Origin of the sequence: Ramlibacter henchirensis (genome assembly GCF_004682015.1) — a bacterium.
GTDB lineage: Bacteria > Pseudomonadota > Gammaproteobacteria > Burkholderiales > Burkholderiaceae_C > Ramlibacter > Ramlibacter henchirensis.
This window is the reverse complement of record NZ_SMLM01000003.1, coordinates 341,710-365,462: the sequence shown is the minus strand read 5'-3', so window position 1 is coordinate 365,462 and position 23,753 is coordinate 341,710. Positions and strand designations below refer to the sequence as shown.

The following is a 23,753-nucleotide window of genomic DNA, read 5'->3' as shown; positions in this document are numbered from 1 at the left end:
CCCGGGGTCCCCTTCATTGCCCCGAGGAGAGAGATTCATGAAAACCGCAACCGCCCAGCGCAGGAGCGAGGTCGCCCAGGCGCTGTCGGAGTTCAAGGGCGCGTTCTGGACGGTCGCCTTCTTCAGCGCGGTGATCAACATCACCGTGCTGGCGCCCTCCATCTACATGCTGCAGGTGTACGACCGCGTGCTGGCCAGCCGCAACCAGACCACCCTGGTGATGCTGACCGTGATGATCCTGGGCGCCCTGTTCTTCATGGCCGCCCTGGAGTTCGTCCGCAGCTTCGTGCTGGTGCGCGTGGGCGCCCAGCTGGACATGCGGCTGAACAAGCGCATCTACACGGCCGCCTTCGAGCAGAACCTGAAGCAGGCGGGCGGCAACGCCGGACAGGCGCTGCAGGACCTGACGTCGGTGCGCCAGTTCGTCACCGGCAACGGCCTGTTCGCGTTCTTCGATGCGCCCTGGTTCCCGCTGTACCTGGCGATCATCTTCTTCTTCAGCGTCCCGCTCGGCCTGTTCGCGCTCGGCGGCGCCATCGTGCTGGTCGGCCTGGCCTGGCTGAACGAATCGGCGACGCGCAAGCCGATCGCGGAGGCCACCTCCGTCTCGATCGCGGCCAACAACCTCGCCACCAACAACCTTCGCAACGCCGAGGCGATCGAGGCGATGGGGATGCTGCCGCAGCTGATGAACCGCTGGTTCGCGATGCACACGCGCTTCCTCATGCTGCAGGCCAAGGGCAGCGAGCGGGCGGGCGCCATCACCTCGCTCGCCAAGTTCGTGCGGATGTCGATGCAGTCCCTGGTCCTGGGCTTCGGCGCCATGCTGGTGCTGGACGGCAAGATGACCGGCGGGATGATGGTGGTCGCCTCGATCCTCATGGGCCGCACGCTGAGCCCGGTCGAGCAGCTGATCGGCGTCTGGCGCAACTGGGAAGGCACGCGCAGCGCGTGGTCCCGCCTGCACCAGCTGCTGGCCGCCAACCCCGAGCGCCGCACCGGCATGTCGCTGCCCAAGCCCCAGGGCCGCATCGCGGTGGAAGGCGTGACCGCCGCGCCCCCGGGAGTCACCACGCCCACCGTCCGCCAGCTCAATTTCGCGCTCGAACCCGGCGACGTGCTCGGCGTGATCGGCCCCAGCGGCGCGGGCAAGTCCACCCTGGCCCGTCTGCTGGTGGGCGTGTGGCCGGCCGGCGTGGGCACGGTCCGCCTGGACGGCGCCGACGTCTACCTGTGGAACAAGGACGAACTCGGCCCCTCCATCGGCTACCTGCCGCAGGACGTGGAGCTGTTCGCCGGGACCATCGCCGAGAACATCGCGCGCTTCGGCGAGATCGACTCCGAGAAGGTGGTGGTGGCGGCCAAGCGCTCCGGGGTGCACGAGATGATCCTGCAGTTCCCCCTGGGCTACGAGACACCGCTGGGCGACAGTGGCGCCGGCCTCTCGGGCGGCCAGAAGCAGCGCATCGGCCTGGCCCGCGCCATGTACGACGACCCGTCGCTGCTGGTGCTGGACGAGCCCAACTCCAACCTCGACGAGGTCGGCGAGCGAGCCCTGGTGGATGCCATCGTCGACCTGCGCAACCGCGGCAAGACGCTGGTGCTGATCACGCAGCGCACCAGCGCACTGGGCGTCACCAGCAAGCTGCTCGTCCTGCGCGCCGGCGCCACGGCGATGTTCGGCCCGACGGCCAAGGTCCTGACCGACCTGACCACCGCCCGCGAGAAGAGCCAGCCCCAGCCTGCCCGCACCGGGACGGCGCCCGTAGTGGGCTGAGGCCCGCCCGCCATCGTTCATCCGTCAATCGAGAGTGAGGAGACCATCATGAAGAACCCTTCCAGCAACGAACTCGCGGCCCTCCAGACCGCGGCGCTCAAGGCGAACCCCGTCGTCGACGTCGATTCACGCAAGCACGTGCGGCTGGGCTGGGCCGTCATCCTGGCCGGCCTGGGCGGCTTCGGCGCGTGGGCCTCGCTGGCGCCGCTTGACAAGGGCGTTCCGCTGACCGGCACCGTGACCGTCGCCACCAACAAGAAGGCCGTGCAGCACCAGGTGGGCGGCACCGTGGAATCGATCCTGGTCAAGGAAGGCGACGTGGTGAAGGCGGGCGACCCGCTGGTGCGCATGAACGCCGTGCAGCCGCGCGCGGCGGCGGAGGCGATCCGGGTGCAGTACTTCGCCGCCCGCGCCGCCGAAGCCCGCCTCATCGCGGAGCGCGACAGCCGCGGAACCATCGCCTTCCCCGCCGACTTGCTGCGCATGCAGGGCGACCCGCGGATCGCGACCATGATCACCGTCCAGCGCCAGCTCATCACCACGCGCCAGTCCGCGCTGCGCAGCGAAATGGCGGCGCTGGAGGAAAACATCATCGGGCTCACCCTGCAGAACCAGGGCCTGGAGGAATCGCGCCAGGGCAAGCGCGAGCAGCTGCAGTTCCTCAAGGAGCAGCTCGAGGGCATGCGCGACCTGGCCAGGGACGGCTACGTGCCGCGCAACCGCCTCCTGGAGCTGGAGCGGCTCTATGCGCAGATCAACACCTCGATCGCCGAGGACAGCGGCAGCATCGGCCGCAGCGCCCGCCAGATCTCCGAGATCCGCATGCGTCGCGTGCAGAAGCAGCAGGAGTACCAGAAGGAGGTGCGCACGCAGCTGTCGGAGGCCCAGAAGGACGCCGAGGCGCTGTCCAACAAGCTGGCCGGCCTGGACCATGAGGTGACCAACACCATCGTCCGCGCCCCGGTGGACGGCACCGTGGTGGCCATGAACGTGTTCACCAACGGCGGCGTGGTGCCCGCGGGCTACCGCCTGATGGACATCGTGCCCAGCGGCGACCCGCTGGTCGTCGACGGCCAGCTGCCCGTGCACCTGATCGACAAGGTGAACCCCGACCTGAAGGTGGAGCTGATCTTCTCGGCGTTCAACCAGAACCTCACGCCCCACATCCCCGGCGTGGTGACCCACGTCTCGGCCGACCGGCTGGTGGACGAGAAGACGGGACAGCCCTACTACGCCGTGAAGGCCAAGGTGGCGCCCGAGGGCATGAAGATGGTTTCGCAGCTGCAGATCCGCCCCGGCATGCCGGTGGACATGTTCGTCAAGACCGGCGAGCGGACCATGATGAGCTACCTGCTCAAGCCCATGATCGACAACGCCCGCATGGCGCTCAAGGAGGACTGATCGTGAGCACCGCCAAGAAAAACAAACTGCGGCTGGTAGCGGCCGCCGCGCTGCTGGCCGTTGCGGCGCCCTCCTCGTTCGCCATCAGCCTGGTGGAAGCCTACGAGGCCGCCGTCAAGAACGACCCGGTGTACCGGTCGGCCCAGCACGAGAACGAGGCCGCGCAGCAGTTCGCGGTGCTGGGGAGGTCCAACCTGCTGCCCAGCATCGCGGCCACCTACGCGCCGTCCCGAAACCGTGCGGACGTGACCAACACCGGGGTCGGCGGCGGGGCGACCGACCACCGCCGCTACAGCGCGTTGTCCGCCAACCTCCAGCTGCGCCAGCCGCTGTACCACCCGGAGGGCATGGCGCGCTACCGCCAGGGCGTGGCGCAGACGAAGGGCAGCGACGCGCAGTTCGCCGGGCGCAGCCAGGAGTTGATCGTGCGCCTGGCCTCGGCCTACACCTTCGCCAAGTACGCGGAGGACCAGCTGGCGCTCGCGGTGGCGCAGCGCGACGCGCTGTCGGAGCAGCGGCGGACCAACCAGCGCCTGTTCCTGCGCGGGGAAGGCACGCGCACGGACGTGGTGGAAACGCAGGCGCGGCTGGACCTGGCCGTCGCGCAGGTGCTGGAGGCCAACGACAACGTCCGCAACGCGCGCGATGCGCTGAGCGCCATCGTGGGGCAGGACGTCTCGCAGCTGGATGCCTTGACCGACGATTTCCGGGTCAAGCAGCTCGTGCCGGGCGAATTCGCGGACTGGCGCGGCATCGCCCTCAGCACCAACCCGGAGATCCAGGCGCGGCGGCACGCGGTCGACGTGGCGCAGGAAGAGGCCAACAGGCACCGTGCCGGCCACCTGCCCCGGCTCGACTTGGTGGCCAGCGCAGGCCGCAACGATTCGGAGAGCATCACCACCTTCAACCAGAAGGCCAACATCCGCAGCGTCGGCGTGCAGCTCAACGTGCCGCTGTATTCGGGCGGAGCGGTCTCGGCCGCGGTCGCGCAGGCCGAGTCGAACGCCGAAAAGGCCAAGGCGGACCTGGATGTCGCCACCAACGAAGTGCTGATCGAGTTGCGCAAGCAGTTCGATCTCACCGCCAGCAGTGTTGCGCGCCTGGATGCGGCCCGCGCCGCCCTGGATTCCGCGACGCTGCTGGTGGAAGCCACGCGGCGCAGCGTGGCCGGCGGCCAGCGCATCAACCTGGACGTGCTGCAGGCTCAGCAGCAGCTGTTCGACGCCCGGCGCACCCTCGCCCAGGCGCGCTACAACCACCTGCTGAGCCTGCTTCGCCTGCGCTTTGCCGCCGGCGTGCTGCAGATGTCCGACCTGGTGGAGATGGCCAGTTACTTCAAACCCGTGAGGGCCGGCGGGTGAAGCCGCTCGCACGGGCCCTGGGTGAGATATTCAGCGAGCCTAGCCCCATGGTCAGCCCCCACAACACCTTCATCGACCTGCTCCCGCGGGAGGAGGCGCGGCTGCTGGAGTCGATGTGCCGGCCCGTGGAACTGGAGCTGGGCGAATTGCTGCAGGAAGCGGACGCGCCCACGCGGCACGTCTACTTCCCGGTCGACGCCCTGGTCTGCCTGTTCGCCACCTGCGAGCGCGAACCCTGCGCCGAAGTGGCCATGGTCGGCCACGAAGGCATGGTCGGCATCCAGCTTGCGCTGGGCATCGCGTCGGCGCCGCTGACGGCCATCGTGCAGGAGGGCGGCACGGCCTTGCGTGCGGACGCGGAGGATTTCGACGCCGAGATCCTTCGCAACGCCGAACTGCGGGCCGCCGTGAACCGGTTCGTGCACGTCACCCTGCGGCAGATGGCCGCTTCCAGCGCCTGCCTGCACACGCACCAGCTGTCGCCCCGGCTCGCGCGCTGGCTGCTGATGACGCACGACCGCGCCGGCTCGCGCAGCATCCATGTCACGCAGGAGTTCCTGGCGCAGATGCTGGGCGTGCGCCGCGTCGGCATCACGGCCGCGGCCAAGGAGATGCAGCGCGGCGGGCTGATCGACTACAGCCGCGGCCGGGTGACGGTGCTGGACCACCGCGGGCTGAGGGCGGCCTCGTGCAGCTGCTACAAGACCGACCGGCAGCTGTTCACCGCGATGCTGAAGTCGGCGGCGAGGCCGACCGTCAATCCACCTGCGCTCCAGAGCGCCTGACCAGCTCGCCCCACTTGTCGATCTCCGACTTGTTGAAGGCGGCGAGTTCGTCGGGGCGCAGCCGGCGCTGCTCCACGCCCTGCTCCTGCAGCTTCGCGGCGGCGTCGGCCAGGGCCGTCGTGGATGCACGGCGCAGCCGGTCCAGCGTGGCGGCCGGCGTCGCGGCCGGCGCATACAGCATGAACCAGGCAACCAGGTCGAAGTCGCGCACGCCCTGCTCCAGCAGCGTGGGCACGTCAGGAGCCGCCGCGCTGCGTTGAGCGCTGCTGGCGCCCAGGGCGCGCAGCTTGCCGGCCCGGATCTGCGGGTTCACCGCGGCCGGGTGATAGAACATGAAGTCCACCTGGCGGCCGATGACGGACGTCAGCGCCATGCCGCCTTCCTTGTACGGCACGTGCACCATCCGCCCGCCCAGCCGCTGCGCCAGCATCTCGCCCGCGAGGTGGCCCGAGGTGCCGTTGCCGGCCGAAGCGAAGGTGATGCCCTCCCGCCGCGCCGCGAGCGCCGCCAGGTCGCGCAGGGACTTCGCCGGCGAATCGGCGGCCACGACCAGCAGCGTCGGCGTGAAGCCCACCAGAGCGAGCGGCGCGAAATCCTTGAGCGGGTCGTACGGCAGCTTGCGGAACAGCGAGGAGTTGATGGCGTGCGTGCCCACGGTGCCCATGACGATGGTGCGTCCATCCGGCGCCGCCTTGGCGACCAGGTCGCTGCCCGAGGCGCCGCCCGCGCCGGCGCGGTTCTCGACCACGATGGTCTGCTGCAGCGCGCGGCCCAGGCCCTCGGCCACGACGCGGCTGACGATGTCGGTCGTCGTGCCCGCGCCGAACGGCACGATCAGGCGGACGTTGCCGTCCTGCGCGAACGCCGGCAGCGCCATCGCGGCGGGCAGCGCCGCCGCGGCAGCCAGCAGCCTGCGGCGCGAAGTGGAAAACCCGCTCATTGCCGCACCCCGTGCTCCTGCCGCAGCATGCGCGCGGCCTCCACCATCGAGCGCAGCTTGCCCTGCGCCACTTCGCGCGGCAGGTACTTCATGCCGCAGTCGGGCGCGAGGATCACCTGCTCGGGCTTGATGTGCTTCAGCGCCTTGCGGATGCGGCCGGCCACGACCTCGGGCGTCTCCACGTTCATGTCCGACAGGTCGATGCAGCCGACCAGCACCTGCTTGCCGCCCAGCTGCTGGAGCACGCTGGTGTCCAGGTTCGATTGCGCCGTCTCGATGGAGACCTGCTTGCAGCGGCAGCCGGACAGCTCGGGCAGGAAGGAGTAGCCGCTCGGCCGCTCGTGGATGATGGCCGCGTAGCCGAAGCAGATGTGCACGCAGGTCGTGCCCTGCACGCCGTCCAGCGCGCGGTTCAGCGCCGCCAGCCCGTACTGCCTGGCCTTCTCGGGGCGCGCCTGCATGTAGGGCTCGTCGATCTGCACGACGTCGGCGCCGGCCGCGAACAGGTCCTTGATCTCGGCGTTGACCGCGTCGGCGTAGTCGGCCGCGGCCTCTTCCTCGGACTTGTAGAAGTCGTTCTGCGCCTGCTGCAGCATGGTGAACGGACCGGGCACGGTGATCTTGGTCTTGCGCGTGGTGTTGCGCTTGAGGAACTTCAGGTCCTCCACTTCCACCGCGTGCTTGCGGCGGATCTTGCCCACGATGCGCGGCACCGGGTTGGGATGGCCGGACCGGTCCAGCGCGCTGCCGGGGTTGTCCAGGTCCACGCCTTCCAGCGCGGTGGCGAAGCGGTTGGAGTAGCTCTCGCGGCGGATCTCGCCGTCGGACACGATGTCCAGCCCCGCTTCTTCCTGGAAGCGGATGGCCAGCAGCGTGGCGTCGTCCTGCGCCTGCGCGAGATAGGGCTCCTGCAGGCGCCAGAGCTCTCGCGCGCGCACGCGCGGCGGGAAGCGTCCGGCCAGCTTGGCGCGGTCGATCAGCCACTCCGGTTGCGGATAGCTGCCGACGATGGTGGTGGGGAACAGCATGCTTGGTTTCTCCTTTGATTCAGACACCCAGGTAGGCCTGCCGGATCTCGGGCCGTTTCATCAGCTCCTCCGGCACGCCTTCGGCCACGATGCGGCCCAGCTCGAGCACGCAGGCACGGTGCGAGATGCGCATCGCCATCGACACGTTCTGCTCGACCAGCACGATGGTGATGCCGCCGGCGCTCACCTTGCGGATGGCATCGAACATGTCGCCCACGACGATGGGCGACAGGCCGAGCGAAGGCTCGTCCAGCAGCAGCAGCCGCGGGCGCGCCATCAGCGCGCGGCCGATGGCCACCATCTGCTGCTGCCCGCCGGAGAGCTCGCCCGCCGGCGCGGGGAGCCTGGCCTTGAGCGCCGGGAAGAGCTGCAGCACTTCGTCGAGCGTCTCGCGCCGCCGCTTCTTCGCCGCCGGCAGGAAGCTGCCGATGTCCAGGTTCTCCGCCACCGTCATGCCGGCGAAGAGGCGCCGCCCCTCGGGCACCAGCGCGATGCCGGCCTCGCAGAACCGGTGCGGGGCCAGCCGCGTGATGTCGCGGCCCTCCATCACGATGCGCCCAGACACCGGGCGCAGGATGCCGGCCAGCGTGTTGACCAGCGTGGTCTTGCCGGCGCCGTTGGGCCCGACGACGCAGAGCAGCTCGCCCTGCTTCACGTGCATGGAAATGTCCCAGAGCGCGCGCGCCTGGCCGTAGGCCACGGTGAGCTGCTGCAGTTCAAGCATGCGACACCCCCAGGTACGCGCTCATCACCGCCGGGCTTTGCATCACCTCGCGCGGCGCGCCTTCGGCCAGCATCGCGCCCTGGTCGAACACGACGATGCGATCCGTCAGCGCCATCACGGCGTCCATCACGTGCTCCACGAACACGATGGTCGTGCCCTGGTCGCGGATGCGACGGATCAGCGCGACGGCGGACTGGATCTCGGTGGGCGTGAGCCCGCACAGCACTTCGTCGAGCAGCACGAGCCTCGGCCTCGATGCAAGCGCACGGGCCAGCTCGAGGAACTTACGCTGGTGCAGGTTGAGCTCGCCCGGCAGCACCTTGGCCTTGCCGGCCAGGTGCGTGAATTCGAGCCACTGCAGCGCCTCGCGGCGGCCCTCTTCCATCGACCGCAGGCCCTGGCCCGCGTACATCGCGGCGATCGCCACGTTGTCGAGCACGCTCATCTGCGAGAAGGGCCGCGGGATCTGGTAAGTGCGCGCGATGCCGGCGCGCGCGATCTGGTGCGCCGGCAGGCCCGCGATGTTGCGCCCCTCGAGCCACACCTCGCCGCCGTTGGGCAGGTAATGGCCGCTGACGACATTGATGAAGGTGGACTTGCCCGAGCCGTTAGGACCCAGCAGGCCGAGGATCTCGCCGCGGCGGACTTCGAGGCTGACGTTGGAGAGGGCCTTGAGGCCGCGGAAGGATTTGGAGAGGTTTTTGACCTGGAGCAGGGGCGTTTGGGCAGCGTGCGTGCCCCCTCCCCAACCCTCCCCCAGAGGGGGAGGGAGGACCTTCCCTTGCTCCTCCCCCCTCTGGGGGGAGGTTGGGAGGGGGGCACGCGCCGATGCGTCGGGCCGCATCCTGCGCCGCAACTTCCCCATCACCCCTTCCGGCATGAACAGGATCCCGATCACCAGGATCAACCCGATCACGCCCTTCCCCAGCACCGCATATTCCCCGCCCGTGAAGGCGAACAGCAGGCAGGTGATCGCCACCGCCCCGATCGCCGGGCCGATCCAGTGGCGCGTCCCGCCCAGGATGCTCATGAGCACCACCGTCAGCGGCACGGTCAGGTTGAACGTCTCCGCCGTCGTGACGTACGAAATGAAGAGCGCATGGATGCCGCCGGCCCATCCCGCCAGGGCGCACGAAACCGCCAGCGCCGCCAGCTTCCAGCGGTAGGTGGGCACGCCCATCACTTCCGCGGCTTCCTCGTCGTCGTGGATCGCGAACAGGCCCGCCCCGAAACGCGAATGGCGGATCCCCCAGGAAATCAGCAACGTCACCACGGCCGCGGCCAGCATCATCAGGAACAGGCTGCCGGTCGGCGTCGGGCCGAGCTTCGGGACCGGCACCGCGTTGAGGTACACGCCGGGTCCGCCGTCGATCGGCGTGTTGCCGACGATGGTGGCGACGACGAACGTGACAGCCAGCGTGAGCAGCGCGAACAGCTCGCCCCGAACGCCGCGCACCCGGAAGGCCACCGCGCCGACGCCCACGCCGATGGCCGCCGCGATGAGCGCGGCCACGGGCAGCGTCCAGAGGAACGGCCACTCGAATTTCGCTGCGAGCGTCGCGCTCGTGTACACGCCCGCGCCGAAGAACGCGCCGTGTCCGAAGGAGAAATAGCCCGCGTACCCCGACAGGATGTTCCAGGACGTGGCCAGCACGATCCAGAACAGCGCCAGGTACAGGAACGACTCGTAGAAGGCCGGCAGCCGGAAGAACGGCAGCACGGCCAGCAGCACGCCGGCGCCGGCGACGGCTGCGGGAGCGGCGCGCAGCTTCATCGCCCGATGCGCCCCGGCCGCAACAGCAGGATCAGGATCAGCAGCGTGAACGACACGAGCGGCGCCCATGAGGGCGAGGTGACGGCCATCGTGACCGCTTCACTGACGCCGATGATGACGCCGGCCACCAGCGGCCCGAGCGCGGTGCCCAGGCCGCCGAGCATCACGGCGGCGAACACCACGCCCACCCATGCGTACATCTGCGACGGGCTGATGCTGCTGGACAGCGCGATGCACACGCCCGCCACGCCGGCCAGCGCAGCGCAGGTGCCCGCGAGCAGGTAGCCGTTGCGGCGCTGGTTGATGCCGAAGGCGGCGGCGACGGGCGCATCTTCCGCCGAAGCGCGCAGCGCCTTGCCGAGGTCCGTGTAGCGCAGCACCGCCCAGACCGCGACCGAGATCGCCACGGCCAGGAAAAGCGCCAGCAATTCCGGGATCGGCAGGAACAGCGGGCCGAGCCGCAGCTTCATCTCGGCGTAGTGCGACTCCAGCTTGCGCGGGTCCGCCGTCCAGATCGTCTGCATCACCGACTCGGCGATGCCCATGAAGCCGAACGTGAGCAGCAGCGAGCTGAACGGTGACAGCCGGAAGCGGTCGGTCAGCCAGTGCAGCGCCGCGCCCAGCGCGAACATCAGCGGCACGATGCCCGCCAGCGTGAGCAGCGGGTCCACCTTGGACACCACCGCCAGCTGGTAGCAGATGTACGCGGAGAGGAACGCGAAGGCGAAGTGCGTCAGGTTGATGGTGCGCAGCAGCCCCCACGACAAGCCCAGGCCCAGCCCCAGCAAGCCGTAGAGGGCGCCCGCGAACACGCCCGACAGCACCGACTGCGCGAGCAGCGTCCAGCTCGGGAAGGACATCGGGTCAGCGCGCGATCATCTTCGCGCCCGGTGCTGCGAACTCGGGCGGGTACACCACCTGCCATTTGCCGTTCTGCACCTGCTTGATGCGCATCAGGTCGTCGCCGTAGTTCGATGGGCCGTCGAAGCGCAGGTTGCCCTGGATGGTCTCGACCTTGTTCTTCTTCAGCCACTCGGCGATCTGCTTGTCGTCCAGCCCCTTGGTGGCGTTGACCGCCGTTTCCAGGATCTGCCAGGCGGTGAACGAAGCAGCGGCCTGCACCTCGACCGAGGTGTCGGGGAAGTTGGCCTTGGCCGCGCGCTCGCGGTAGGTCTTGATGAACTCCTGGGCCTTCGGGCGCGAGCTGAAGGGCGGGTGCTCCTCGAAGATGGTCACCGACAGCGCGCCCTGCGCCTCCGGCAGCGTGACCAGCGGGCCGGGCGCGGGGTAGAGGTAGAAGTGCTGCGGCGGCGCGTAGTCGATCTTCTTCATCGCGTCGAGCAGCAGGTTGCCGTCCAGGCCGATGGCGCCCACCCACACGAAGTCCGGCTTCGCGTCCTTGATGCGGCTGGCGATCGGGCCGAAGTCGCGGTTGCCGAACTCCCATTCGAGGAACAGCACTTCCTGCAGGCCGCGCTTCTTGATCGTCTCGCGCGCGCCCATCGACATGAAGTGGATCGACGGGAACTTGCTCGTGACGACCGCGACGGTCTTGGGCGGCTTGGGGCCCTTGGCCAGCGCCTCGAACACGGTGTTGGTCGTCGTGTTGGCCGGGTCGGAGCCGAGCGACCAGGCCGGGAACTGCTTGTCGTACTTGGCCAGCGAGGGCACGCCCAGCGTGTGGTGCACCAGCACCTTCTCGTAGCGCTGCGCAACGCCCATGGCGGAGAGGATTGCGCCGGTGGCGTACGGCCCCATCAGCAGGTCCACCTTGTCCGAGGTGATGAGCTGCTCGTACAGCGTGCGGGCCAGGTCCGGCTTGGACTGGTCGTCCTTCAGCACCCATTCCACCTTGCGGCCCAGCAGGCCGCCGCGGCGGTTGAGGTCCTCGACGTAGATGTCGCCCACCAGCTTGTGCACCTGCGCGGTGGCGGACAGCGGCCCGGTCAGGGCCAGGGTGCTGCCGATGCGGATCGGCGGCTGCTGCGCGAAAGCCAGCGGCGCGGCAGCGGTGAGCGCGGCCGCCGCCAGGACGGTGCGGCGAGGCACGTTGTGCGAGTGGGTCATGGCTGTCTCCTTTTCGGTCGTTATCAAGCGCTGGCGCGCGGTGTGAAGCGGTGGATCCAGGTCAAAAGCTTGCGGACGGCGTCATGCCGCGCTCCTCTCGCGGAGCATGGCCTCGATCTCGCCGTTGTGCTCGCCCAGCGTCGGCGGCGGGCGCACGGACAGCGACCGCTCGCCGTCGTAGCTCACGGGCGGGCGCACGGTGCGAAAGTCGCCCATGGTCGGATGCGTGGCCTGCACCAGCAACTGCAGGTGCCTGGCCTGCGGGTCCTCCAGCGCTTCGTCGGTGTCGTACATGGGCGCATGCGGCACGTCCTCGGCCAGCAGGCGGTTGCACCATTCCGTGCGCGTGCGCCTGGCGAAGATGCCCGAGAGCAGCTCGATGATGGCTTCCTGGTTCTGGATGCGCGCCTCGCGCGTGGCGAAGCGCGGGTCCTGGAACATGTCCGGCCGCTCGATGGCGTTGGCCAACCCTTGCCAGAACTTCTCCGGCGAGGACATGTGCAGCGCCACCCACTTGCCGTCCTTGCACTCCATCACGTACGACTGCGACACGCGCGGCCGGCTGAATGGCCCCATCACCTCGCCCGCCGAGTAGTAGTGGGTGAACGCGTCCAGGTTCCAGTGCGACATCGCCTCCAGCATCGACACCTCGACCTTGCGGCCGCGGCCGGTGCGCGAGCGCTCGTACAGCGCGCCGAGCACGCCATAGGCGGCATAGAAACCGGTCACCGCATCGGCGATGGCCGGGCCGACGACGCGCGGATTGGCGGGGTTGACCAGCAGCTTGAGATAGCCGCTCGCCGCCTGCGCCACCGTGTCGTAGCTGGGACGCGAAGCCGACGGGCCGTCCGGGCCGAAGCCGCTGATCGAGCAGTAGACCAGGCGCGGGTTGATCGCGCGCAGCTGCTTCTCGCCCACGCCGAGCTCCTCCGCCACGCCGGGCCGGAAATTCTGGATGTAGACGTCGGCGGTCTTCACCAGCTCGTACAGGCGCTCGCGGTCGGCCTGCTGCTTGGTGTTGAGCGTGATGCTGCGCTTGTTGCGGTTGTAGGTCTGGAAATGCGGGCTGTAGAGGCCGCCCTTGAACGCGCGGAACGGGTCGCCGCTGCCGGGCTGTTCCACCTTGATGACGTCCGCGCCCAGGTCGCCCAGCAGCATGCCGCAGGCGGGGCCGGTGATGAAGGTGCCCTGTTCGAGCACGCGCACGTCCTTCAGGACTTCGATCACTTCGCGGCCTCCTTCGCCGGCGGCTCGCCTTCGTACACCAGCTCGCGCGTGGCCTGGTACGAGAGCGCGAATCCGCTCGGGTTGACGGCTTCCTCGGTGAGGTGCGCGATCAGCCCCGCGCAGCGGGCGAGGATCGGCACGCCGCGCAGCGCGCGCAGCGGGAAGTTGGTGCCCAGCAGCACGGCCGGAATGGCGGCCGAGACGTTCAGGCGCAGGTCCTTGCCGACGATTTCGGGGATCACCTTCTCCACCGCTTCGGCGATCTCGACGAAGCGCAGGCTGCTGCCCGCCTGCTTCGCCACCTCGAACAGGCGGGCCACGCGCGGATCGCGCTCCTTGTGCAGCGGATGGCCGTAGCCCGGGATGGGCTGCTTCGCTTCGCGCCAGCGCCGAACCACTTCGCGCGCGGCCGCGGCGAGGTCCTTGCCCTTGGCGGCTTCGTCGACCTCGGTGAACAGCCTGCCCGCCGTTTCCGAGGCGCCGAGGATCACGCTGCCGCAGCCCAGGATGCCCGCCGCCACCGCGCCTTGCAGCGCATCGGGCGCCGCCGCATACGTCATGCGGCTGGCCTGTACGCTGGGCACGAGGCCATGCTCCGCGATCGCGACCAGCGTCGCATCGAGCACCATCGCATCGGCTTGCGAGGGCCGCTTGCCCGTGACCAGCAGGCTGAAATAGTCGGTGAAGGAGATGCGTCCGATCAGGTCGCGGCACAGGTCTTCGCCGCGCACCGTGATGCTGTGTTCGTCCGACGTGCTGATCGCCGTGCGCGGCACGGTCGACTTGCCGATCTTGTTGATCGATGAACTCATGCCGCGCCCTGCGGAATCAGGCGGAAGTCGTAGTGGGCGACGTGGTAGGGCTTGTTCATCTTGCGCCCGTCCATGGCCGTGCCCGGCTCCTTCTTCTCGAAGTCGACCACCAGGCTCTCGCGCACGCCGAACACCGCGTCGGAGTCGAGGTAGGGGCTGTCCTTGACGAACAGGTGCGTGACCAGCTTCTTGTGCCCGGGCGCCGAGACCATCATGTGGATGTGGCCGGGGCGGTTCGGATGGCGGCCCATCTTGCGCAGCATGTCGCCCACCGGGCCGTCGTCCGGCACCGGGTAATAGGTCGGGCGGATCGACCAGAACCAGTAGCGGCCCTGGTCGTCGGTGCGGATGCGGGCGCGGGCTCGCATGGGCGAGTCGTCGCGCTGCATGTCGTACACGCCTTCGCCGTCGCCCGACCAGATGTCCAGCAGTGCGCCCTTGAGCGGCTTGCCTTCCAGGTCGGTCACGCGGCCGCTGTAGAGGGCCGGCTCGCCCGACACGCCTTCGGCGATGTCGGCGCCCAGCGGCAGCTCAGGCGCGCCTTCCCAGTAGAACGGTCCCTGCACGGTGGCGTCGGTCGGCGGAGTCGCGCCGGTGCGGCCCTTGAGCGCGCGCGCGTGCTCGAGGGCGACCACGAGCATCGACAGCCCCAGCGTGTCCGACAGCAGGATGAACTCCTGGCGCTTGTCGTCGCAGGCCTTGCCGCAGGCGGTGAGGAACTCGATGGCCTTGATCCACTCGTCGCCCTTGAGGTCGACGTCGCGGGCGAAGGCATGCAGGTGCTTGATGAGGGAGGTCATCACCTCCTTGAAGCGCGGGTCCCGGCACTCGGCCAGCCGGCCGATCACCGCGTCGGTGATGCTGAGGGTGTCGTATTCCAGTTGGGCCATGGGTCACCTCCGTTGGGCTTGCCGGGACTCTATCGATTGACAGTACCGGGAAGTAGTGAAGAATTTCGATGGTTTGGATCGATGCCGTCGATCATTCGCCGGGGTAAACCCTATGGAACTGCGCCACCTGCGCTACTTCGTGTCTCTGGCCGAGTGCCTGTCGTTCACCCGCGCGGCCGAGCGGATGCATGTAACGCAGTCGACGCTTTCGCACCAGATCAAACAGCTCGAGGACGAAGTCGGCCAGCCGCTGTTCGAGCGGATCGGCAAGCGCGTGGTGCTCACGCAGGCCGGCGAGAGCTTCCTGGGCTACGCGTCCAAGGCGCTGCGCGAAGTGGACGACGGCCTGTCGCACCTGATGCGCGCCGGCGATGAACTCACGGGCGAGGTACGCATCGGCGCCACGGGGACGTTCAACATCACCTTCGTCCCCGAGTGCCTGGCGATGTTCCTGCAGCGCAATCCCACGGTGAAGGTGACGGTGGAGGAACTCGCCGCCAATGCCATCGGCCAGCGGCTGATCGACTCCACACTCGATGTCGGCATCGCCTACCAGCCCGCCGATCCCACGCACCTGTGGTTCGAGCCGCTCTACACCGAGGAGATGGTCCTCGTCGTTGCGCCCTCACACCCGCTGGCCCAGCGCCGGCGCGTGCGGATGGTGGAACTGCACCGGCAGAACCTGGTGCTGCTGCCCCATGCCTTCGCGACCCGCACGATGCTGGAGGAATGCTTCCGCGCGGCCGGCGCGGAACCGGTGGTGGCGGCGGAGATGAATGCGATCGCGCCCATGATCGGCATCGTGGCCCGCACGCAGCTGGCGACGATCGTCTCCAGCCACGCCGTCACGCCGCGGGAAGACGTGCGCATCGTGCCGCTGGAGAGTCCGACGCCGGTGCGCACGCCCGGGATGCTGTGGAAGCGCGACGCGAAACAGCCGCCGGCCGTGCGGTCGTTCGCGGCTTGCATTCGCAAGCTGGCGCTGGGGCGGAGTCTGAACGGGGGTGCGATCCGGGAGCGGCGCGCGGACGCGGCGGTGTAGGCGTCGCTGCGCGACACGTCGACCGAATGGATGCTCCTGCCACAAGGCACCAGGCAAGCGGCAGTGAGGTTCCCAGGATGCGGCTTACTGCACGTTGGCGCTGACAGAGGCATTGCCATTGATCGTCAACGTGCAGGTCCTGGTCTTGTTGCCGCCGCTGGAGCATGCACCCGACCAGATCACATCGCGGCCGTTCGATGCGTTCAGCGTGATCGACGTTCCGGTGGCAAAGGAGGCCGAGCCGCTGCTGCCGACGGTGACACTGATGCCCGCAGGGCTAGATGTGATCCGTTCTCCGCTGCGTCCGCTCGCACTCACCGTCAAGGCCGCATTGGTGCCGGGCGGGTTGACCGTGAGCACCGCCGTCCTGGTGACGGCGCCCAACACTGCGGAGATCGTCGCCGCAGTCGCGGCCGTGACCGGGCTCGTCGTGACGGTGAAACTGGCGCTGCTGGCGCCGGCAGGCACGGTGACGCTCGCCGGCACCGCCGCCGCGGTCGAGTTGTCGGAAAGCGCCACCACCGCTCCGCCGGCCGGTGCCGGGCCTGTCAACGTCACGCTCGCCTGCGAGGTCCCACCGCCGGTCACGTTGCCGGGGTTCAAGGCCAAGGTAGCGAGGCTCGCGGGTGGCGGTGGCGCGGCCGCCGGCGTCACCGTGAGCGAGGCCGTCCGGCTCGTGCCGTTGTAGGTCCCCGTGAGCGTCACGCCGGTGTTCGCGGCAACCGCGCTGGTGGTCACGGCGAAGCTGGCGCTGGTCGCACCCGCCGGCACGGTGACGCTGGCGGGAACGGCGGCCACTGCCGGGTTGCTGCTGGCCAGGGCCACGACCACACCGCCCGAGGGTGCCGGCGCAGTCAAGCTCGCAGTGCCGGTCGAAGAGGCCGGGCCCACCACGCTCGCGGGGTTCACCGACACCGACGACAGGCTCGCTGCTGCGGGAGCCGTAGCCGCCCGCGGCTCGAAGCGCCGCGCGCTCGAGAACGGACCGAACACACCCGCCGAGTTCTGCGCCCGCACGCGCCACCACAGGCGTTGCGCGGGCAGGCCTTCGATGGTCGCCTGCGAAACGTTGACCACCCGGCTCGCCCTGAACGGGGCCGTCATGGTCGAGGAATCATCGACCTGGATCTCGTAGCTGGTCGCGTTGGCGACGTCGCTCCAGTCGAAAGTGACGGGTTGCGCTGGTCTTGCGTCGGCGGCCGGAGAGAGCAGCGTCGGCGCGGAAGGCGCGGACGGCGCCTCCGGCGGCGGTGGTGACGTCGGGGCATTCACCGTGAGCGCCGCAGTACGCGTCACGCCGCCGAAGACCGCGGAGATGCTCGCCGCGGTCGCGGCCGTCACCGGCGACGTCGTGACGGTGAAACTGGCGCTGCTGGCTCCCGCGGGGACGGTGACACTGGACGGCACGGCGGTCGCGGCCGAATCGTCCGAGAGCGTCACCACCGCTCCGCCGCTCGGCGCGGCGCCGCTCAGGGTCACCCTGCCGGTCGAAGCCGTACCGCCCGCGACGCTCGTCGGGGTGAGGCTCACTGCCGAGAGCGTCGGCCCCGGCGGCGGGGCCGACGGGCCGACGGTGATCGCCGCGGACTGGAACACGTTGTTGAGGGCGGCCGTGAGCTGAACGGTCGTCAGGGCGCTGGGGAAGGTCGTCACCGTGAAAGTGGCGCTGGTGGCACCCGCGGGGACGGTGACGCTCGCCGGCACGCTGGCCGCGCGGGGAAGATTGCTCCCCAGGTTGATCGCGACCCCGCCCGCAGGTGCGGCGCTCGCCAGCCGGACGGTGCCGGTCGCGGTAGCGCCTCCTGCGACAGTGGTCGGATTCACCGTGAGCGACGTCAGCGCAGGCAAGGCCGGATGCAGCGTCAGCGCAGCGGACCGGGTCACGCCCCCTCCGGACACCGAGATCGTCACGATGGATTGCGCGGTGACCGGGGTGGTCGTGATGTCGAAGAAGCCGACACCGCTCCCGGCGAAGACCGTCACGACGCTGGGCACCTGCGCCAGCGCCGGGTTGCTGCTCGTCACCTGCAGGATCTGGTCGAATCCTGTCCCCTCCGCGGCGGTGACGACGCCCTGGGAGCCACTTGTCGTCGACATCGGCCTGACGAAGAACGACGTGGGCGCAGCGGCTGCTTCCAGCGTGATCGGCCACTGCGTCGTCACGCCTCCCGCGCTCGCTGTGATGGTGACCACCGTGCTCGTCGGCACCGGGCTCGTCTGGATGGGGAACCCGACGCCGACGGAGCCCGCGGGAATCGTGACCGCGTTGGGGACGATCGCAGCCGGAGAGTTGGTCGAGAGGTTCACGATGAATCCTCCCGCCGGCGCAACGCCGGGGAAGGCGCCGCCCTCCAGGTCCACATAGCCGAACATCGCTGCTCCGCCCGTGGCGCGTGTCGGGTTCGCCTGGAACGGATCGTCGTTGAGTGTCGGCGGCAGCACGGTCAGCTGGCGCGATATGGATGCGCCATTGAACGTCGCCGTCAGCACCACCGCCGTGGGGGCTGTCACCTGCCCGATGGGGATCGCAACACTGTTCTCGGCGAAGCCAGCCGCCACCGTGAGTGTCGCCGGCACCGGCACCAAGGCCGGGTTCGAGCTGGTCATGGCGACCGCCGCCCCGCCCGCCGGGGCCACGCCACTGAGCTGCACACCGACATGGCGGCCGGGGCCGCCGTAGACCGACTGCGGCAGGGCGCCGCCCACGGTCGTGATCGCCACCGGCACAGCCGGCGCGGCGCTGACCGTGAATCGTCCCGTCGCGGACCATTCTGTGTTGGCGTTGGTCGAGGCGCCCGTGCGTGGATCGAACGAAGACAGGCCATGCTGCGAGAGCACGCGCCAGAACTTGGGTCCGGGCGTGAGCGGCGGCAGGACGGCGAACGGCTCGGTGGACTGGTTGTAGAACGCCTCGATGTTCGAGAACGTCGCGTCGGTGGCGACTTCCCAGACGTAGCCCGAGGCCTGCGGGTTGGGGACATGCTCCCAACGGAGCGTCACCGGAAGCGTCAGCGTCTCCCCATTCACGGGAGACACCAGCACCGGCGGCGGCCCGATGGGGTTGTTGTAGAACACCGTGTACTGGATGACGTTGGAAGGCAGGCTGCGGATGCCCCCGACGAAATCCGAGTCGGTGGCGAACACGCGTGCATAGAAGGTGCCTTCACCCAGGCTGGGGTGGTGCACGAAGCCGTCGGTGGTCGCGCGGATGTTCTCGTTCCAGAACGTCACGACGCCCGGGGTGCCCAGCGGGAAGCTGGGGTCGCTCGAGACCTCGAGGCGGTAGGTCGGCGCACCTGGAACGGCGCTCCAGCTGAAATGCACGCTCTCCCACGGATGGAAGGTCGAATACCCGCGCGTGGGCGCAAGCACGGGCGTGCCCGGCGTGCCGGGGCCGGCGCCGGTGACGTTGAAGCTTTGCGCCGGCGACCACGCGCTCGATTCGCCCGCGCTGCCGGCCGCCTGGACCTGCCAGAAATACGAACCGGGCGAGAGGCCGCTCAGGGTGTCCTGCGTGGTCGTTCCGTTCGTCGAGTCCGCGAAGACCAAGGGCGTCATGCTCGGCGAGGCACTGACTCTCCAGTTGTAGCCCGCGATGGCAGCGCCGCTCGGGTCGGTGACGGCCGACCAGGACATGGTGGCCGGCACCGTGACGTTCGCGCCGTTGACCGGTCCGAGAGGAGTTGGCGCAGGCGGCGCGGCAGCGGCCATGCCGCCGGCGGCGAGGCCGAGAACGATGATGAAGAGAGCAGCGACCTGCCGCAAGGCGCCAGGCCACCTCGCACGCTTCACTGTCGTGAAGGGCGACAAGCGCCACCGCATCAGCGCCAGGGCAATCGCGGTGAAGGCCCTCTCGATCGAGGACCTCTTCATGGCGTCTCTGGAGATCATTGGGTTCTCCTGGACATCTCCGCCCGCTCGCCCGGTTCTGTCGCCGGTCGTCGCGATTCTGGCACTCCTGGCGCGCGAAAGATTCGCCCTTCCGCCGAGCAGGTCTGGGTAGTCGGAGGGGGCCGGCCGCTTGCTGGGTTGGTTGGCTGCGCCCTGCCCTCAGCCGCTGTTGGTCGCAACCGGGCCGGGTGCAATCAACGCAAGAAGCACGCCCGGTGAGCGGCACGCGGACTCCGAGTGAGGAACCTCCGCAAATCGGTTCCGGGGTGGGTGATCTGCCGCGGTCGGTGGGTCAATTCACCCGGGCGATGCGGCACCATCGCAAAGTTCGCCACATGCGCGGGGACTTCGAAGCAAGGCCTTGGCTGATGACACCATCCCAAACACTGGACGTCCGAACATTTCGCGCATACCCCTAGAGCGCTTGCCTGGTCGTCACATATTGTTGCGCCACGAGGTGGGGGGTTCTATGGGCGCGCGCACTGTCCTGCTGGTGGACGATGACCGGGATTTCACCGACACCCTGGCAATGTTGTTCGAGGCGGAGGGATTCGATGTCCTTACTGCGCGCGATGGCCGGTCAGCGGTGGACGTCGCGCACGAGGTGCGGCCTCCCGTGATCCTGCTGGACCTCGCGATGCCTGGAGAAGACGGCTACAAGGTGCTGGCGTCCATCCGCACCGACGCTGGCTCCGCTCAGCCTGCCGTCTTCGCGGTTTCGGGCTGGGGAACCGAAGGCATGGAAGATTCATGCGTGGCCGCAGGGTTCGACGGCTACTTCAGGAAACCTTGTGAGCCCGCAGGCCTGATGCGCCGCGTTGCGGAGGCGATCTACCGCAGGTGCGTGCAAGACGACGAGCGCAGCCGTCACGAGTCGCTGCACCCGGGAGAAGCACGCCCGGTGGGGCATCCTTCCCGGGACTGAGAGGCGCTCTGCGCAATCCGGTCTTTGCGCTCCTGTTCAAGGTAGGGCCTGACTGCATCCGCCCCTTCGACAGTGGCGCAAGCCGCTGTCCTCCCGCTCAATGCAAGAGAGCCCCGCCCGGCACTACAAAAACCTGGTCGGTCCCACACCGCACAAGCGTCTTGCTGGCCGCCTCATCGAAGGAGCGGAGCATCACTTTCCAGCGCCCGCCAAGTAACTGCTCAAGGGCTATCACGCGATACAGGCGAGGGTCGTTCGCAAAGCGCAGGACGTCCTGCATGCTCAGCTTCTGGATGGTCCGTAGTGCGTTCGGTTTCATGGAGCTCCCTGATGACCCAGGCCGCTCCTACAGATGTAGTCCGTCGCTGACTAGGACGTAGGAAGTCTCCACGGGGCTGCTCGTCCATGCCCGTAACGGACACTCGAACCTGTAAGGGCGCGTTCAGCCCGGGTTTGTCGCCCGCAAGCCGGCGCGGCGCTAGCGGCTGCGTTTGCGCCGTTCCCCACGGGTCTTTTCATACTGCTCGGCAAGATCGCCGTCGATCCATTTGAGCTTTTCGAAGGCATTTGCAGCCTGCGCCGACAGAGGCGTCGCTCGCCCGGTCCTGGGCGCGCCGACTCCGGCCCTCGCTTCTTCTCCAGAGTGGCTCTCTTTGAGCGAGGATCGCAGCTTCACATGGCCCCATCGGTCAAGCGATTGTTCACCTCATAAGTTGATGCATGGCGTGGTCAAAGGTGCTGCGAGCGCGTAAGGCGCAGCAGGCACATCGATTCTCCGGCTGACGAACTGCACCCCTGCACCGCACGAGCCCAGCGGGGATGCAGGAGATCTCGAGGCTGAAACAGGCAGCAGCCGGCAGCAAGCGCCGCATTCAACTTCGCGAACCTCACCTGAGGCGCTTCGCTCGCCACCTATACCAAGGTCGTAGGCGACTCATTCCCCCGTCCAACCGGAGCTTCCATGCGTGCAGTCTCGATCGACGCACGCACAATGGCTGTCCGACCCCGTCACGCGTAGTCTCCAAACCGAGACACGAAGGGGATCACGGATGCCGCAAAGCGCACTCGTCGCGATCGTGGACGATGACCCGTCCATCCGCGACACCACACAGGACCTGCTCGCGTCGGCGGGCCTGGACGCCGAAACGTTCGTGTCTGCGCAGCAATTGCTCGACTCGGGCCATCTGGATCGCGTCGCCTGCGTGGTCGCGGACATGCGCATGCCGGGGATGAGCGGGCTGGCGCTGCACGAGCACGTCGCGGCATCCGGGGGCAGCGTGTCCACCATCCTCATCACGGCGTACCCGGACGAGGCCACCCGCAGGCGCGCCCTCAAGGCGGGCGTGATCGCCTATCTCACCAAGCCGTTCGCCGGCGACGAACTGCTCGACTGCATCGGCCTGGCGGCGCAGCGGAGCCCGTCCGTGGCGATCGAGGGCAGGTTTCCGCCGCCACACGGGCGCCGTGACGGCGAGCCTGGATCCCCGACCCTTCCGAGCGAGGAGTGTTCAATGCCTTCACCGTGCGAAGTCGACGGCGCCGAGCAGTTGCGCGCCGTGCACACGACGCTTGCGGCCGCTACGGCCGTCCTGCCCATCACACCGGAGATGGCGTGGTCGGTCCCGCGGCTGGTCAAGCGCACGCGGCTCATTCCGCCCGGGCCGCAATCGACCACCGGAGTGCTGCGCGCCGTGATCGGGACGCCGGCGCTGGATGAGGCCTTCGCGCAGGCGCTGGCCGATTCGGGTTTCCTGTCGTGCGACAAGGCCCTGGAGCAGGCACGCTGGAAGTACGACATCGAGGAAATGCTGGCCAAGGAGCGCAGCGGGGGCGCGGGTCAGGTGCTGGAGCATTGCCGCAGCGTCCTGGCGCAACACCGCACCCGGCAGCCATTCGACTGGGATGCCGTGCTGGCCGAGCTGCAGACGCTGGCGTCGTGGTTCCCGGAACTTCGCACCCTGCACCTCCTGGAGCAGCTCTACACGAGGCTCCAGGCCCTGCACGTGCAAGCGGTGCTTGCCGCCGAGCTCTGGGTCGGCCGGGGTTCGGCTCGCAGCATGGGAGTGGCGCATGCCTGAGGACGGCCAGCACCCCGGCGCCTTGCGCATCCTGGTGGTGGACGACAACCGCGACGCCGCGACCGCCCTGTCGATCCTGCTCGAACTCGAGGGGCACCGCACCCGCACGGCCCACAACGGGCTGGAGGCCGTCCGGGAAGCGAGCCGCGAGCGCTACGACGCGGTCATGCTCGACCTGGGCATGCCCATCATGGACGGGTTCCAGGCGGCCGCCGTGCTGAGACAGCTCTGGCCTGCACCGCTGCTGATCGCCTGTACGGCGTGGGACGATGCCGGCACCCGCAGTCGCACATCCGACCTGGGCTTCTCCGTCCACCTGACCAAGCCCGTCCCGCTCGAGGTGCTCAAGGCCGCACTGCGACGGGTGGGCCCGGCGGCGAAGGCAAGGTCCGGCTCAGGTGGACGGTGACCACGTGCCGCCCAGGCGCAGCATGTCGCCCATGCGAACGAGCTCGGGCAGCGACTTCGCCCGCATCTTGCGCATGATCTGCCCCCGGTGGACCTTGACGGTCACTTCGCTCACGCCGAGCTCGCCTGCGATCTGCTTGTTCATGCGCCCGACGATCACCAGCGCCATGATCTCCCGCTCGCGCGGCGTCAGGGTGGCGAAGCGTTGCCGCAGGTCCTCCAGGGCTGCGGCATCCTGCCGCAGCGCACGGTCGCGCTCGATGGCGGCATGCACCGAATCGAGCAGTTCCTGGTCGCGAAAAGGCTTGGTGAGGAACTCCACCGCCCCCGCCTTGATGGCGCGCACCGACATCGGGATGTCGCCGTGGCCGGTGATGAAGATGACGGGCAGCAGGACGCCGGCGCGTGCCAGTTCCTGCTGGAAGGCGAGCCCGCTGGACCCTGGCAGGCGAACGTCCAGGACCAGGCAGCCGGGCACGTCGGGGCGGCTCGATTGGAGGAACTCCCGGGGCGACGCGAACCCGCGGGCCTCCAGGCCCACCGAGGCGATCAGGTCCTGGACGGCCTCCCTCATCGACGGGTCGTCCTCGACCACGTAGACGACGGGCCGGTCCACTCGCATC

At 68.8% G+C, this 23,753-nt stretch carries 20 protein-coding genes; 8 read left to right on the top strand and 12 right to left on the bottom strand.

Annotated elements, in window-relative coordinates:
• The first annotated feature begins 37 nt into the window (after positions 1-37).
• From EZ313_RS19825 to EZ313_RS19810, 4 genes are read left to right on the top strand one after another with little or no spacing between them, the layout of a single operon-like run.
• Complete coding sequence (locus tag EZ313_RS19825; protein WP_135265038.1) at positions 38-1,777, top strand: type I secretion system permease/ATPase; 1,740 nt, start codon at positions 38-40, stop codon at positions 1,775-1,777.
• Between the two features lie 48 nt (positions 1,778-1,825).
• Positions 1,826-3,178 carry an HlyD family type I secretion periplasmic adaptor subunit gene (locus EZ313_RS19820; RefSeq protein WP_135265037.1) on the top strand — a complete coding sequence of 451 codons (1,353 nt, stop codon included), beginning with the start codon at positions 1,826-1,828 and terminating at the stop codon, positions 3,176-3,178.
• 2 nt (positions 3,179-3,180) lie between these two features.
• Positions 3,181-4,539 carry a TolC family outer membrane protein gene (locus tag EZ313_RS19815; protein ID WP_240788719.1) on the top strand — a complete coding sequence of 453 codons (1,359 nt, stop codon included), beginning with the start codon at positions 3,181-3,183 and terminating at the stop codon, positions 4,537-4,539.
• Between the two features lie 47 nt (positions 4,540-4,586).
• Positions 4,587-5,324, top strand: coding sequence for a Crp/Fnr family transcriptional regulator (locus EZ313_RS19810; protein ID WP_135265036.1), 738 nt, complete (start codon positions 4,587-4,589; stop codon positions 5,322-5,324).
• On the opposite strand, the gene EZ313_RS19805 is transcribed toward EZ313_RS19810, so the two are convergent.
• From EZ313_RS19805 to EZ313_RS19765, 9 genes are all read right to left on the bottom strand, one after another.
• Positions 5,296-6,264 carry a Bug family tripartite tricarboxylate transporter substrate binding protein gene (locus EZ313_RS19805; protein ID WP_135265035.1) on the bottom strand — a complete coding sequence of 323 codons (969 nt, stop codon included), beginning with the start codon at positions 6,262-6,264 and terminating at the stop codon, positions 5,296-5,298. The genes EZ313_RS19810 and EZ313_RS19805 overlap by 29 nt on opposite strands.
• On the bottom strand, positions 6,261-7,292 hold the full coding sequence (locus tag EZ313_RS19800; RefSeq protein WP_135265034.1) for a uroporphyrinogen decarboxylase family protein: 1,032 nt from the start codon (positions 7,290-7,292) through the stop codon (positions 6,261-6,263). Before EZ313_RS19800 ends, EZ313_RS19805 begins: the two co-directional genes overlap by 4 nt.
• 19 nt (positions 7,293-7,311) lie before the next feature.
• Positions 7,312-8,016 (bottom strand): ABC transporter ATP-binding protein, encoded by a 705-nt coding sequence (locus tag EZ313_RS19795; protein ID WP_135265033.1) that lies wholly within the window; start codon positions 8,014-8,016, stop codon positions 7,312-7,314.
• A complete protein-coding gene (locus tag EZ313_RS19790; RefSeq protein ID WP_135265032.1) occupies positions 8,009-9,790 on the bottom strand; it encodes a branched-chain amino acid ABC transporter ATP-binding protein/permease in 1,782 nt (593 codons plus the stop codon). The genes EZ313_RS19795 and EZ313_RS19790 overlap by 8 nt, the downstream gene beginning before the upstream one ends.
• Entirely contained in the window at positions 9,787-10,650 is an 864-nt protein-coding gene (locus tag EZ313_RS19785; RefSeq protein ID WP_135265031.1) for a branched-chain amino acid ABC transporter permease, read from the bottom strand. The genes EZ313_RS19790 and EZ313_RS19785 overlap by 4 nt, the downstream gene beginning before the upstream one ends.
• Before the next feature lie 4 nt (positions 10,651-10,654).
• On the bottom strand, positions 10,655-11,857 hold the full coding sequence (locus EZ313_RS19780; RefSeq protein WP_135265030.1) for an amino acid ABC transporter substrate-binding protein: 1,203 nt from the start codon (positions 11,855-11,857) through the stop codon (positions 10,655-10,657).
• Between the two features lie 81 nt (positions 11,858-11,938).
• Positions 11,939-13,084 (bottom strand): CaiB/BaiF CoA transferase family protein, encoded by a 1,146-nt coding sequence (locus EZ313_RS19775; protein ID WP_135265029.1) that lies wholly within the window; start codon positions 13,082-13,084, stop codon positions 11,939-11,941.
• Complete coding sequence (locus tag EZ313_RS19770) at positions 13,081-13,896, bottom strand: citryl-CoA lyase (protein ID WP_135265028.1); 816 nt, start codon at positions 13,894-13,896, stop codon at positions 13,081-13,083. The genes EZ313_RS19775 and EZ313_RS19770 overlap by 4 nt, the downstream gene beginning before the upstream one ends.
• A complete protein-coding gene (locus tag EZ313_RS19765) occupies positions 13,893-14,786 on the bottom strand; it encodes an intradiol ring-cleavage dioxygenase (protein WP_135265027.1) in 894 nt (297 codons plus the stop codon). The genes EZ313_RS19770 and EZ313_RS19765 overlap by 4 nt, the downstream gene beginning before the upstream one ends.
• Before the next feature lie 112 nt (positions 14,787-14,898).
• Between EZ313_RS19765 and EZ313_RS19760 the strand changes: the two genes are divergently transcribed.
• Complete coding sequence (locus tag EZ313_RS19760) at positions 14,899-15,828, top strand: LysR substrate-binding domain-containing protein (protein WP_135265026.1); 930 nt, start codon at positions 14,899-14,901, stop codon at positions 15,826-15,828.
• An 84-nt stretch (positions 15,829-15,912) separates the two neighbouring features.
• On the opposite strand, the gene EZ313_RS19755 is transcribed toward EZ313_RS19760, so the two are convergent.
• The gene (locus EZ313_RS19755; protein ID WP_135265025.1) at positions 15,913-19,719 is read right to left on the bottom strand and encodes a beta strand repeat-containing protein; all 3,807 of its coding nucleotides are present in this window, start codon (positions 19,717-19,719) and stop codon (positions 15,913-15,915) included.
• A gap of 469 nt (positions 19,720-20,188) precedes the next feature.
• Here EZ313_RS19755 and EZ313_RS19750 point away from each other — a divergent pair, with 469 nt between their 5' ends.
• Entirely contained in the window at positions 20,189-20,644 is a 456-nt protein-coding gene (locus tag EZ313_RS19750) for a response regulator (protein WP_135265024.1), read from the top strand.
• A 97-nt stretch (positions 20,645-20,741) separates the two neighbouring features.
• On the opposite strand, the gene EZ313_RS19745 is transcribed toward EZ313_RS19750, so the two are convergent.
• Positions 20,742-20,924 carry a hypothetical protein gene (locus EZ313_RS19745; protein ID WP_135265023.1) on the bottom strand — a complete coding sequence of 61 codons (183 nt, stop codon included), beginning with the start codon at positions 20,922-20,924 and terminating at the stop codon, positions 20,742-20,744.
• Positions 20,925-21,693: 769 nt separating this feature from the next.
• On the opposite strand from EZ313_RS19745, the gene EZ313_RS23505 reads away from it, so the two are divergent.
• A complete protein-coding gene (locus EZ313_RS23505) occupies positions 21,694-22,722 on the top strand; it encodes a response regulator transcription factor (protein ID WP_205960446.1) in 1,029 nt (342 codons plus the stop codon).
• Complete coding sequence (locus EZ313_RS19735; protein WP_167772675.1) at positions 22,715-23,131, top strand: response regulator; 417 nt, start codon at positions 22,715-22,717, stop codon at positions 23,129-23,131. The genes EZ313_RS23505 and EZ313_RS19735 overlap by 8 nt, the downstream gene beginning before the upstream one ends.
• Here the strand turns inward: EZ313_RS19735 and EZ313_RS19730 are convergent.
• Positions 23,117-23,752, bottom strand: a complete 636-nt coding sequence (locus EZ313_RS19730) for a response regulator transcription factor (RefSeq protein WP_135265021.1) — start codon at positions 23,750-23,752, stop codon at positions 23,117-23,119. The two genes, EZ313_RS19735 and EZ313_RS19730, sit on opposite strands and share 15 nt — an antisense overlap.
• Position 23,753 lies beyond the last annotated feature (1 nt).

Coding starts and splice junctions, on each gene's coding strand:
- EZ313_RS19825 (WP_135265038.1), top strand. CDS start 38: ATGAAAACCGCAACCGCCCAGCGCAGGAGCGAGGTCGCCCAGGCGCTG.
- EZ313_RS19820 (WP_135265037.1), top strand. CDS start 1,826: ATGAAGAACCCTTCCAGCAACGAACTCGCGGCCCTCCAGACCGCGGCG.
- EZ313_RS19810 (WP_135265036.1), top strand. CDS start 4,587: ATGGTCAGCCCCCACAACACCTTCATCGACCTGCTCCCGCGGGAGGAG.
- EZ313_RS19805 (WP_135265035.1), bottom strand. CDS start 6,264: ATGAGCGGGTTTTCCACTTCGCGCCGCAGGCTGCTGGCTGCCGCGGCG.
- EZ313_RS19800 (WP_135265034.1), bottom strand. CDS start 7,292: ATGCTGTTCCCCACCACCATCGTCGGCAGCTATCCGCAACCGGAGTGG.
- EZ313_RS19795 (WP_135265033.1), bottom strand. CDS start 8,016: ATGCTTGAACTGCAGCAGCTCACCGTGGCCTACGGCCAGGCGCGCGCG.
- EZ313_RS19790 (WP_135265032.1), bottom strand. CDS start 9,790: ATGAAGCTGCGCGCCGCTCCCGCAGCCGTCGCCGGCGCCGGCGTGCTG.
- EZ313_RS19785 (WP_135265031.1), bottom strand. CDS start 10,650: ATGTCCTTCCCGAGCTGGACGCTGCTCGCGCAGTCGGTGCTGTCGGGC.
- EZ313_RS19780 (WP_135265030.1), bottom strand. CDS start 11,857: ATGACCCACTCGCACAACGTGCCTCGCCGCACCGTCCTGGCGGCGGCC.
- EZ313_RS19770 (WP_135265028.1), bottom strand. CDS start 13,896: ATGAGTTCATCGATCAACAAGATCGGCAAGTCGACCGTGCCGCGCACG.
- EZ313_RS19765 (WP_135265027.1), bottom strand. CDS start 14,786: ATGGCCCAACTGGAATACGACACCCTCAGCATCACCGACGCGGTGATC.
- EZ313_RS19760 (WP_135265026.1), top strand. CDS start 14,899: ATGGAACTGCGCCACCTGCGCTACTTCGTGTCTCTGGCCGAGTGCCTG.
- EZ313_RS19755 (WP_135265025.1), bottom strand. CDS start 19,719: ATGATCTCCAGAGACGCCATGAAGAGGTCCTCGATCGAGAGGGCCTTC.
- EZ313_RS19750 (WP_135265024.1), top strand. CDS start 20,189: ATGGGCGCGCGCACTGTCCTGCTGGTGGACGATGACCGGGATTTCACC.
- EZ313_RS19745 (WP_135265023.1), bottom strand. CDS start 20,924: ATGCAGGACGTCCTGCGCTTTGCGAACGACCCTCGCCTGTATCGCGTG.
- EZ313_RS23505 (WP_205960446.1), top strand. CDS start 21,694: ATGCCGCAAAGCGCACTCGTCGCGATCGTGGACGATGACCCGTCCATC.
- EZ313_RS19735 (WP_167772675.1), top strand. CDS start 22,715: ATGCCTGAGGACGGCCAGCACCCCGGCGCCTTGCGCATCCTGGTGGTG.
- EZ313_RS19730 (WP_135265021.1), bottom strand. CDS start 23,752: ATGCGAGTGGACCGGCCCGTCGTCTACGTGGTCGAGGACGACCCGTCG.